Here is a 9,083-nt window from a genome sequence, read left to right as displayed (position 1 = left end):
ACTTCAGATGCTTCAGGACAGCTAACTTACAAAATATCTACTCCTAACAGGGTCTAACTATAATGTTAGGCCCATTTTTTTCATAAAAAACAATATTCATGGTACAATGAGACAGTCATTTTTTAGAGGAAATTTATGGCTCAGTTTATTTATACAATGAATAGGGTGGGAAAGATTGTTCCACCAAAAAGACAGATCCTCAAAGATATATCGCTGTCATTTTTCCCTGGTGCAAAAATCGGTGTGCTTGGTTTAAATGGCGCTGGTAAATCTACACTTATCAAAATCATGGCTGGTGTTGATAAGGATTACGAGGGTGAAGCAAGACCTCAACCAGGTATCAAAATAGGTTATCTGCCTCAGGAGCCAGTTTTAGATCCTGAAAAGACTGTTAAAGAGGTTATTGAAGAGTCTTTTGAAGAGGTTACCAAGGCCTTAAAGAGACTTGATGAGGTTTATGCTGAATATGCTGATGAAAATGCAGACTTTGATGCACTAGCTAAAGAGCAGGCTCAGCTTGAGGCTATCATTCAGGCTCACGACGGTCATAACATCGAAGTTCAGATTGATAAAGCTGCTGATGCCTTAAGATTACCTCCTTTTGAAAGACAGATTAAGGTTTTATCTGGTGGTGAAAAGCGCCGTGTAGCACTTTGCAGACTTCTTTTAGAGAAGCCTGATATGCTGCTTCTTGACGAGCCTACAAACCATCTTGATGCTGAATCAATTGACTGGCTTGAACAGTTCCTTCACCAGTACCCTGGTACCGTTGTTGCAGTAACTCACGATCGTTACTTCCTTGACAATGTTGCAGGTTGGATCCTTGAGCTTGACCGTGGTGAGGGTATTCCTTGGGAGGGTAACTACTCTAGCTGGCTTGATCAGAAAGATAAGAGACTTCAGATTGAAGAGAATACTGAATCTGCAAGACGAAAATCGATTGAAAGAGAGCTTGAGTGGGTTCGTCAGGGCGCTAAGGGTCGTCATGCAAAATCTAAGGCTCGTCTTGCAAGATTTGAAGAATTATCTTCAGTTGAATATCAGACAAGAAATGAAACCAACGAGCTTTATATTCCACCAGGGCCACGCTTAGGTGAGACAGTACTTGAGGTAAACAATCTGTCTAAAGCCTATGATGGTCAGGTACTGATTGATGATCTGTCATTCTCTATTCCAAAGGGTGCTATCGTCGGTATTATCGGTCCTAACGGTGCAGGTAAGTCTACACTGTTTAGAATGATAACCGGAATTGAACAGCCGGATGCTGGTTCTATCAAGCTTGGTGAAACTGTTGTAACAGCATATGTTGAACAGTTCAGAGACAAGATGAAGAACGAGAATACTGTTTATGAGGAGATTTCACAGGGTCAGGACATTTTAAGAGTCGGCTCATATGAAATTCCTTCAAGAGCATATATCGGCAGATTCAACTTCAGAGGCACAGATCAGCAAAAACGTGTTGGTGATCTGTCAGGTGGTGAAAGAGGTCGTTTACAGCTTGCAAAACTTTTACAGGTTGGTGGTAACTTCCTGTTACTTGACGAGCCAACAAACGATCTTGATGTGGAAACCTTACGTGCACTTGAAAATGCATTATTAGAGTTCCCTGGAGCTGCAATGGTTATCTCTCATGACCGTTGGTTCCTAGACCGTATCGCTACCCACATCCTCGATTACGGTGATGAAGGCAAGGTAACTTTCTTTGAGGGTAACTATACCGAGTATGAGGCTTGGAAGAAGGCAAATCTTGGTGAAGCAGCTATACCTCATCGTATTAAATTCAAAAAGGTTACTATGTAAATAGTGACTGCATAAAAAAAGGTAACACTCACGTGTTACCTTTTTTGTATCTGTAACAAACTAGTATCTTCTGAAAAGATTTTTGAATAGATAATGAGCTACAGGCTTTGCTGACATCTTTGTTATTGCAAAACCAGCTTTCTGTGCTGTTCTTAATGCCTTGATATTATCAAGAGATGCTAAAGTTGATATACCATCAAGGTATCCGTCATCATAGCATTTAGCAGAAAACAGTCTTAACTTTACACCAAAACCTCTATCCTGATACTCTGTTTTTACACCAACATAAAGCTCATGGATAACCTTCTCGTTCTTTTCTGATGGCTGGAAGAAGAACAAATCATAACCTATTACATTATCATCCTTATCGACAATAACGCTCATCAGCTCGTGAGCTTTAAATCTGTAAAGCCAAACAAGCCATGGATACAGTGGCTCTCTGAACAAACCTATATGAAGATTCTCAATCTGTTTTAAATATCTTGAACTTCCTGTTTTAAATGTAAAATCACCATCTTTTTCTTCAAGCTCTTTACGTAAACCAGAATGGGCTCTTTTCAAATTGTATGTAACGAGCTTTACTCTTTCTGCCTGCTCTGACAGTCTGTGTACAATTTTCATAGCTCCTCCGTGTAAATGCTCTTGCTAATTTTTGATGCGTATACTTGAATTTGTTCGTATACCTTATTACATTATAGTATCCAATATATTTTTTTTCAGAGGCATTCAATGAATTTCTTCAAAAAATCACTTGCAGTACTAGGCATTTGCCTTTTTACTAATAATACGTACGCTCAAGATTCTGTTTTAAAAGTTGTAACTGAGCCATCATTTGCACCTTTTGAGTTTATGGATCAGACAACTACTGAGCTAGTAGGTTTTGACATTGATATTATCAAGGCAATCGCAAAAGTAGAAGATCTTAAGATCAGCATTGCAAGCATGCCATTTGACGGTCAGATCCCTGCAATTCTTTCTGGTAATGCAGATATTGCAATATCAGGATTCACCATTACAAAAGAAAGAGCAAAGCTAGTTAACTTTTCAGAACCATACTATGATGCAGGCTTAGGTGCTTTAGTCTCAAAGAAATATAAAGACTCAATTAAGAGCCTAAAAGATTTAGAAGGTAAGTCTCTGTGCACACAGATTGGTACATCAGGTGCAATGTTTGCAGATAAAATCAAAGATGCAACATCTACTCAGTTTAATACTGCAGCAGAGTCATTCATGGAATTAAACAAAGGTTCATGTATTGCAGCTGTTAACGACAAACCAGTACTAGAATACTATCTTGCAACAAGCAAGAATGATGCTCTATTCTTGTTATCTGACAGATTCACTTTTGAGCAGTACGGTATCGTAACCTCTAAGAAGAACAAAGAGTTAACCGACAAGATCTCTCATGGTTTAAAGGTTATCAAGGAAAACGGAACATACGACAAGATTTATGCAAAATGGTTTAAATAATTAAGCTCTTTTGCATGTTAAAAGGCCATACTTTAAGTATGGCCTTTCGTTTATCTATATATATCAAAGTCCAAAATGATTTCTGATATCCTGAAGATTTGAATGGCCTCTTGAGCTTAGAAAATCAAGAACAGATTTTGCACTGCGGTTTATTATCTGCTCTTCTTTAATCCCTGCCTTTTCAAGAGTATCAATAGCATTTTCAAAATTGCCAAGATAATGGCAGATATGAGCATCTGAACCAATAGAAACGATATTACCTATCTTTGCTGCCATACGACCGATTCTTATGCATCTGTCTTTTGAATTGAATCTTGAATTCACATCAGATGATGAATTGATTTCAATTGCTACATTATTTTCTTTTGCACACTCTAAAAAAGCCTGCTCGTCGTATGGATAGCGAATATCTCCAGGATGCGAAATTACATCTACTAATCCTGACTTTATCACTTTTATTAAAAGTTCTGTATGAGTGTCGCTATCTGTTGGAGTAAGATTAGGATGAAGTCCTGCAAGCACAATATCAAGCTGTTTTAAAATTGGTACGTCCATATCGATTTGACCATTTTCAAGGATATTTGCCTCCATACCTCTAAGTACTGCTACATTATCAAAGATATGAGGTACAACCTTAAGATTGCCAAAGTGCCATCTATGTGCACCATCTGGTACAGCAGGACCATGATCTGTATTTGCAAACATCACAATACCTTTTGATTTTGCAAAAGCGACATATTCTCCTATAGTTGAATAGGCATGTGAACTTGCAATGGTATGTGTATGAAGATCAATATTGAAATTCATATAATCTCCTTAGTCAATTACTGGTGCAAAATCCTTATTAGAATAGGCCTCAAAGCACATTTTTATCTGCTCTATTGTTGTAGTTCCTGTTCTTAATTCACTAACAGGAATTTCATCTAGAGAAAAGAAACGTCTCTGTAATGTTTCACTATTCTTTGTAAAAGATCCTTCTCCGATTCTGCAAAGACAGAATGCTGCTAGAATATGGAATGGCTGAACAGAACTGAAAACATTCCACTTTGACTTATCAAGAATTGCGACAAGTCTGTATGGATAAACAACCATTCCAGCTTCTTCTCTGACTTCCTTTATGATATTAGAATAGATTGTTTCATCTTCGTCACACCATCCACCAGGTAAAGACCATTTTTTAGAACGGTTCTCCTTGACTAAAAGGATCCTTCCTTTTTCATCAAATACAGCTGCTCTTGTATCAAGTTTTGGAGTTATATATCCTTTATCCATACATAAGGTTGAATATACATCATCAATCTTCTGATGAAGCATATAGGCAACCATGGAAGATGCTATCTCTCTTAGTCTTTCAAAGCGCTCTATATCAAAGATATTTGTGCAGTAAGCAAGACCAATCTGACCTATTGCCTGTATCTCCTTGGCCCATTTGAGCCACTGATATGAGCAGTTATCCTCATAAAAAACGGCACCTACAATATCCCATGGATTTGCAAAGAAATGAGCACATCTTGCTGAATAGTTTAAGTGCGAGCCCCAAAGAGCAATACCAAAATCAATATCAGCACTCTTTGCACAGTCAATATCGCTTTGAGTATCACCAATAAAGAGGATATCTTTACGCTGTGCTCCTGTAATTTCCATATATTTTAAAAGAGGTTCAGCTGATGGCTTTGGATGCACAACATCATCTGCACTTATTACGACATCAAAATAAGGAACAAGCTCGTTTGGACATGGACTTATAGCATCAATCTTTGTATCAGCAAATGTTTTAGCTCTTGATGTCACAATACCAAGTCTGATCCCCTGCTCTTTTAGATATTTAATAATTCCAAGAACACCATCATATGGCTTTATAGTATGTATATTCTCAAGAACTGCAGAACACCACTGTTTTGATAACTCCTTTGTATCATAGCCATCAAAACCAAGTTCAGACTGTGTTTTCTTTGCTGTGCAGGACATGAATCTTTTTAATGATTCAAATGTCTCTTGAGTATCTGGCCTATACTTTTTAAGTACAGTATACAATGCCGTTGTATAGGCAAATTCAGTGTCATATACAGTGCCGTCCAAATCAAAAACCACATGACTATACTTCTTCTTCATGTTCATCTCCATTTTTCATAACACTGTTCACACAAAGAATATCACCATCTACTGTAAATCTGAATATGAAACCATATAAAGTGGCACTATACTCTTTTTTATCATGAATATCCTTATAGGCAGGTCTTGGATCCTGACCTAGAATTTCCTCTACAGCCTTTAAATCAACGCTCTTTTCATTTTTTAAATATTCTAAAGCACTATCTGAAAATTGCACATTCAGGCATTTAGGTTTTGTGGATGCAAAACCTCCCTTTGCAGATTCAATACTATCAACAAATGGAATATATGGTTTTATATCAAGAATAGGTGTTGAGTCAACAAGATCGGCTCCTGAGACTTCTATCTTAACTTTACCCTTTTCTCTTATGACTTTGTTTATCTTTACAACACTAAGTCCAATTCTGTTTGGTCTGAAAGGAGATCTTGTTGCAAAGACACCCATTGATATGTTTCCTCCAAGTCTTGGAGGTCTTACTCGCGCTCTGAATTTTGTATAGTCGATTCTATCAAAGAAAAAGAGAATATGCAGATGAGAAAAGCCATCTATTCCAACGAAAGCTTGCTCATCATCATAAGGGGGATAAAACTCAATTACAGCCTTTGCATGAGGTGCAAGACCAGGCTGTCTTGGAACTGCGAATTTATCTGCAAATGGGGTTCTGATAACACCGATTGGTTTTACCAGAACACCCATATCGTCAGTACTATTTGTCATCTACAATAAGAGCATCGGCATAGCAGGTGATAGAAACTCTGCAGGCCTTTGTGTTCTTTAGATGAACGCACTTGTCAAATCTGATTGCATTTGCACCTGCATCTGCAGCCTTTATGCGAGCTTTTGTTCTTGCATCAGCTTCAGTTGCAACTGCATCTTTCTCATCTTCCTGACATGAAAGACCTTCAACTGTCTTTACAGTTCTGTAAGGCTTTGAAACAAGCTCTTCTTCTGTTACCTCTTCAACAGAAGATGGCTTGAAATACTCTGTAAAATTTGAAGGATCAAGATTTGTCTTGAATTCAAAACTAGAACAAGATGCAAGCAGTAATGCAGACAGTGCTACAAAGTACTTCATAAAATTATGCTCCAAAATGCTCGATAGCTTTTTCAATACGCTTTAAGGTACGTTCACGACCAACAAGCATCATGGTATCACCAATACCAGGAGACATTGCACTTCCTGTTACAGCAATACGCAGTGGCTGACCTACCTTACCCATACCGATCTCACGGTTCTTTGCAATTACCTCAAGCTGAGAGTCGATTGACTGAGCATCCCATGAAGTTAAAGCGCTAAGGGCTGCAAGTGCATCCTTTAGAACATCAACAGAGCCTTCTTTCATCCACTTCTTTACACCAGCAGGATCATACTCTGTGATCTCCTGGTAGTAACATAAAGCCTTCTGTGCCATCTCCTTTAAGGTATGAGTTCTTTCACAGTAATTCTTTACAACAAGCTTTGGATCAGGACCTTTGCTCAAATCGGTCACACCGATTCTGTTTAAATGCCATACAAGCTCTTTTGCTACAATTTCAGCAGGAAGAGTCTTCATATAATGAGCATTTAACCACTCTAATTTCTTGGTATTAAAGCCAGATGCACTCTTTGTAATTGCATCTAGGGTAAACAGGTTAATCATCTCTTCAACAGAGAAAACTTCCTGATCGCCATGTGACCAGCCTAATCTTACAAGATAATTTAAAAGAGCTTCAGGTAAGAAACCGTCCTCACGGTACTGCATAACTGATACTGCACCATGACGCTTTGAAAGCTTTGCACCATCATCACCTAAAATCATAGCAAGATGGCAGAATACAGGAACTGGTGCTCCTAAAGCTTTGTAGATATTAATCTGACGAGGTGTATTATTGACATGGTCATCACCACGGATTACGTGAGTAATACCCATATCCCAGTCATCTACTACTACGCAGAAATTATAGGTTGGAGTGCCATCAGAACGCTGAATGATAAGATCATCAAGCTCGCTGTTCTTAACCTCAATATGGCCTTTTACCATATCATCAAAAGCAACTACACCGTCATCAGGATTACGGAAACGGATAACATAAGGCTCATCAGGAGAGTGCTCTGAATGATCGTCACGGCAGTGGCCATCATAACGCTGCTTTAAGCCCTTTGCCTTCTGCTCTTCACGCAGTGCATCAACACGCTCTTTAGTACAATAGCACTTATATGCCTTGCCTTCTGCTAAAAGCTGGTCAATAACCTCACGGTATCTGTCAAAACGTTTTGTCTGATAGTAAGGACCTTCATCCCAGTTCAGCTCTAGCCATTTCATTGAATCGATGATTGCATCAATTGCTTCTTGAGTTGAACGTTCTCTATCTGTATCCTCAATACGAAGAACAAACTGACCTTTGCAGTGCTTTGCATAAAGCCATGAGAATAATGCTGTTCTAGCACCACCAACATGTAAAAAACCGGTTGGGGATGGGGCAAATCTTGTCTTAACTTCCATGAGTGACTTCCTTAAAAAAATTTTTGCGTATTTTATCACGGATTAGCACTGTTGACTTAACTTGTGACGATATTCTTAAGATGTTTTTTAAAAGAAAAAGCATATTTATCCAAAAACAGCATGAGAATGCAACCTAAAATGCATAATTTCACCTACACTTAAAACAATCAGATCTTAAAATTTCTGATTTGTGTATAATCAGAAGACTGATAAAATCACAATTCATAACATTGACATAGCATAATAGAAAATAGGTGTTACTTTGGCAAAAATCCGACAGAACCTTGTGCTGCACGGCACTGTAGCTAACAAAGGTATCGCATTTGGAAAATTAAGCTTTGTAAAAAGAGCCGATATTGGACATGAGAAAAAAGAAATAAAAAACACCAAAGCTGAGTGTGCAAGATTTGAAAAAGCCCGTCTGCATGCAATAACACAGCTTGGTGCTCTTTATGATGCCTCACTAGAAAAGCTTGGTGAACAAAATGCAGTTGTGTTCCAGATCCATCAGATGATGCTAGAAGATCCTGATTATGTCTCTTCTATCATTGATGTTATTACTAAAGAACACTCCAATGCTGAATATGCTGTAACAGTTGTTGCTCAGAAATTTGAAAAACAGTTTCTTGAAATGGACAACGACTACATGAGAGGACGAGCTGCCGACATTGTAGATATCTCAAGAAGAATCAATGAAATTCTGATGATGCACGATGGTGTCCTAAACAACAAAGGTATCAGCTACAATCATGAAGGTTCTGTAGTTCTTGCTGCAGATGATCTTGTTCCATCAGAAACAGTTCAGCTAGATCAAAAAGCAGTTTCAGGAATCGTCACATCAAAAGGATCAAACCGTTCACATACTGCAATTTTTGCAAGAACAATGGGAATACCTACCATTGTATGCGTTGGTGATTCTCTAACAGAAGATCTTGAAGGTCATTTTGTTATTGTTGATGGTAACTCTGGTCGAATTTATGTTGATCCTGATAAGGAAACAATCGAGCGTTTTAGCGAAATCAAGAAGACCGTCGATGTACAAAATTCCCATCTTGAAGAGTTCAGAGGAAAACCTACTCTTACCCGCTCAGGAAATAAAATCAATCTGTATGCAAACTCAGGCTCACTTGCCGATCTTGAGCTGATAAAGGCATCAGATGCTGAAGGAATCGGGTTATTCAGAAGTGAATATATTTTCATGCAGGCTTCTGACTATC

The 9,083-nt window shown here is 38.3% G+C and carries 9 protein-coding genes; 3 read left to right on the top strand and 6 right to left on the bottom strand.

Translation table 11 applies throughout. The annotated features are described in order from the left end of the window. Positions 1-135 precede the first annotated feature (135 nt). Positions 136-1,800, top strand: coding sequence for an energy-dependent translational throttle protein EttA (gene ettA / locus ACJML3_RS06560; RefSeq protein ID WP_406021695.1), 1,665 nt, complete (start codon positions 136-138; stop codon positions 1,798-1,800). 60 nt (positions 1,801-1,860) lie between these two features. Here the strand turns inward: ettA and ACJML3_RS06555 are convergent, their stop codons facing one another. Then, positions 1,861-2,421, bottom strand: coding sequence for a GNAT family N-acetyltransferase (locus ACJML3_RS06555; protein WP_406021693.1), 561 nt, complete (start codon positions 2,419-2,421; stop codon positions 1,861-1,863). A gap of 108 nt (positions 2,422-2,529) precedes the next feature. On the opposite strand from ACJML3_RS06555, the gene ACJML3_RS06550 reads away from it, so the two are divergent. Beyond that, positions 2,530-3,270, top strand: coding sequence for a basic amino acid ABC transporter substrate-binding protein (locus tag ACJML3_RS06550; RefSeq protein WP_406021691.1), 741 nt, complete (start codon positions 2,530-2,532; stop codon positions 3,268-3,270). Positions 3,271-3,333: 63 nt separating this feature from the next. On the opposite strand, the gene ACJML3_RS06545 is transcribed toward ACJML3_RS06550, so the two are convergent. Genes ACJML3_RS06545 through gltX form a run of 5 tightly spaced genes read right to left on the bottom strand, consistent with a single transcriptional unit; the run spans position 3,334 to position 7,866 of the window. Further along, positions 3,334-4,077 (bottom strand): PHP domain-containing protein, encoded by a 744-nt coding sequence (locus tag ACJML3_RS06545; RefSeq protein WP_406021689.1) that lies wholly within the window; start codon positions 4,075-4,077, stop codon positions 3,334-3,336. Positions 4,078-4,086: 9 nt separating this feature from the next. After that, positions 4,087-5,382 carry an NUDIX hydrolase N-terminal domain-containing protein gene (locus ACJML3_RS06540; RefSeq protein ID WP_406021687.1) on the bottom strand — a complete coding sequence of 432 codons (1,296 nt, stop codon included), beginning with the start codon at positions 5,380-5,382 and terminating at the stop codon, positions 4,087-4,089. Further along, a complete protein-coding gene (gene tsaA, locus ACJML3_RS06535; RefSeq protein WP_406021685.1) occupies positions 5,366-6,100 on the bottom strand; it encodes a tRNA (N6-threonylcarbamoyladenosine(37)-N6)-methyltransferase TrmO in 735 nt (244 codons plus the stop codon). Before tsaA ends, ACJML3_RS06540 begins: the two co-directional genes overlap by 17 nt. Further along, positions 6,090-6,458, bottom strand: coding sequence for an Rcs stress response system protein RcsF (rcsF, locus tag ACJML3_RS06530; protein ID WP_406021683.1), 369 nt, complete (start codon positions 6,456-6,458; stop codon positions 6,090-6,092). The genes tsaA and rcsF overlap by 11 nt, the downstream gene beginning before the upstream one ends. A gap of 4 nt (positions 6,459-6,462) precedes the next feature. Then, positions 6,463-7,866, bottom strand: a complete 1,404-nt coding sequence (gene gltX, locus ACJML3_RS06525; protein ID WP_406021681.1) for a glutamate--tRNA ligase — start codon at positions 7,864-7,866, stop codon at positions 6,463-6,465. A 262-nt stretch (positions 7,867-8,128) separates the two neighbouring features. Here gltX and ACJML3_RS06520 point away from each other — a divergent pair. Beyond that, positions 8,129-9,083 (top strand): phosphoenolpyruvate-utilizing N-terminal domain-containing protein (locus ACJML3_RS06520; RefSeq protein ID WP_406021679.1); only part of this gene is annotated, 955 nt, incomplete at its 3' end.

The organism is Succinivibrio sp. (assembly GCF_045124615.1).
GTDB lineage: Bacteria > Pseudomonadota > Gammaproteobacteria > Enterobacterales > Succinivibrionaceae > Succinivibrio > Succinivibrio faecicola.
This window is presented reverse-complemented; position numbering and strand designations above follow the sequence as displayed.